3 protein-coding genes and 1 pseudogene are annotated in these 2,040 nt (G+C 74.7%); 2 read left to right on the forward strand and 2 right to left on the reverse strand.

The features are described from left to right. Together EYA84_RS31130 and rpsD are read right to left on the reverse strand one after the other, a co-directional pair. Positions 1-236: DUF6403 family protein (locus EYA84_RS31130; protein WP_131057763.1), on the reverse strand; the 236-nt coding region annotated here is incomplete at its 3' end. Between the two features lie 129 nt (positions 237-365). Further along, positions 366-974, reverse strand: coding sequence for a 30S ribosomal protein S4 (gene rpsD, locus EYA84_RS31135; protein WP_131057764.1), 609 nt, complete (start codon positions 972-974; stop codon positions 366-368). 32 nt (positions 975-1,006) lie between these two features. Here rpsD and EYA84_RS31140 point away from each other — a divergent pair, with 32 nt between their 5' ends. After that, positions 1,007-1,735: a DUF2470 domain-containing protein gene (locus tag EYA84_RS31140; protein WP_131057765.1), complete on the forward strand. Its 729-nt coding sequence runs from the start codon at positions 1,007-1,009 to the stop codon at positions 1,733-1,735. Positions 1,736-1,771: 36 nt separating this feature from the next. Beyond that, positions 1,772-2,040, forward strand: a pseudogene (locus EYA84_RS31145) (DUF2470 domain-containing protein); the annotation flags it as partial.

Consider the following 2,040-nt stretch of genomic DNA (forward strand, 5'->3'; position numbering starts at 1 on the left):
CCGCCACGGTCGGCGGCGAGCAGTTCGGCGCGGGCCAGCAGGCCGTCGGCCTCCGGCAATCGGGTGCCCGCCGCGTCGCGGCTGACCGTGGCGCTGTCGATCGCGGCCCGGGCGGTCGACCAGGCCACGAGGCGGTCCTGCCGTCGTGACCGCAGGCGGGGCAGGAGGGTGGTGAGGAGTCCGGCACCCAGCAGCAGTACGCCGCCGGTGAGCCAGGTGAGCAGGGATGGTGACATGTGCTCCCGCCATCCGAGGGGGGTCGGTAGGGCTACCTGTCTAGCGCACCGGTACCAACCCTCCGCAGGCCACCCCTGGTGCCGGTGGTCCGGCCGGTGCCCGTGGGCGGCTCCGGCCGGACCGCGCGGTCAGCGGGAGTAGTACTCGACGACCAGTTGCTCGTCGCAGCGCACCGGCACCTCGGCGCGCTGCGGCAACCGGATCAGCCGTGCGGTCAGCCCGGCCAGGTCGACGTCGAGATAGGGGGCGGTCCGTTCCGGGGCGTGCGCACCGGCGGCGGCCACCACGAACGGCGTCTTGGTGCGGCTGCCCTCGCGGACCGCGATCACGTCGTCGGGGCGCAACCGGGCCGAGGGACGGTCCACCCGCCGTCCGTTGACGTTGACGTGCCCGTGGGTGACGGCCTGGCGGGCCTGGTAGATGGTGCGGGCGAGACCGGCGCGCAGGACCAGGGCGTCCAGGCGCGTCTCGAGGTCGATCACCAGTTCCTCGCCGGTCTTGCCCGGACGGCCCACGGCGCGTTCGAAGGCCAACCGGAGCTGCTTCTCCCGCAGGTCGTACTGCGCCTTGAGGCGCTGCTTCTCCAGCAGCCGGACCTTGTAGTCGCTCTCCTTGGTCCGCGCCCGACCGTGCACGCCGGGTGGGTAGGGCCGGCGTTCGAAGTACCGCACGCACTTGGGGGTGAGCGGGATGCCGAGGCGGCGGGAGCGCTTGATCTTCGGGCGGGACTGGTTCATCATCACCTCTCTAGTAAGGTAAGGCTAACCTAATGGGAGGTGGGGCATTGAGCAAGGCACCCCTGGCGGCGACCACCGCCACACCGGCCGAGCGACTGCGTACGCTGCTCGCCGCCGCGGACTCGCTGCGCCTGCGGACCACCCGCCACCGCGCGGACCTGATCGGACGGCACTCCCTCGACGCCGACGGACTGCTCCGGGTGGCGCTGCCCGCCCACGCCGAACTGGCCCGACACCTGCTCGACACGGGGGAGGTGCCGGCGCTGGTCGAGATCACCGACCTGGCACCGGTCCCGGCCCGCCACCGGGTCCGGGCGCGGGCCACGCTCACCGGCTGGCTCACCCTGGACGACCTCGACGGTGGCGACGTGACCGCCTTCCTCGCGCTCGCCACCGCCGACCTCGTCGACGCCGACGGCGACGCCACCGTCGACCCGGACGACCTGGCCGCCGCCGACCCCGACCCGCTCGCCCCGTACGAGGCCGACCTGCTGCGTCACCTGTACGCCGCACACCCGGAGACGCTCGGTGGCCTGACCCGGCTGGTGCCGGCCGACCGGCGGGCCGGTGCCGGCCGGGTCCACCCGCTGCGGCTCGACCGGCACGGGATCGTGCTGCGCCTGGAGGTGCCCGAGGGGCACCGGGACGTCCGGCTCGCCTTCGCCGAGCCGCTCACCGGACCGGACGACGTCGGCGCGGGGCTGGCCCGCCTGCTCGGCGGCGAGCCCGGCTGCCCCACCTGCGTCCACCCCCACCCGTGACCTCACCCCGGCCGTCCGCCCGAACGGAGCCCGCCCATGCAACCCAGTAGCGCCGAGATCGCCCGCACCCTGGCCGGCAGCACGACGCTCGCCACCGTGGTGGCGTACCGCGGACCGACCGTGACCGACGTGCGGCACGGTGCCGCCGCCGACGGCCGCATCCTGCTGTTGTGCCGCCGGGACGAGCCGCTCGCCGGCATCACCGGCTCGGTGCTCGTGCACATCGCGGACGTACCGCCGCTGCCGTTCTCGCCGACCTGGGGCCGGTTGCGGGTCGGTGGCCGGGCGACCCCGCTGGCCGGGGC

It is taken from the genome of Verrucosispora sp. SN26_14.1 (assembly GCF_004307965.1).
Classification (GTDB): Bacteria; Actinomycetota; Actinomycetes; order Mycobacteriales; family Micromonosporaceae; genus Micromonospora.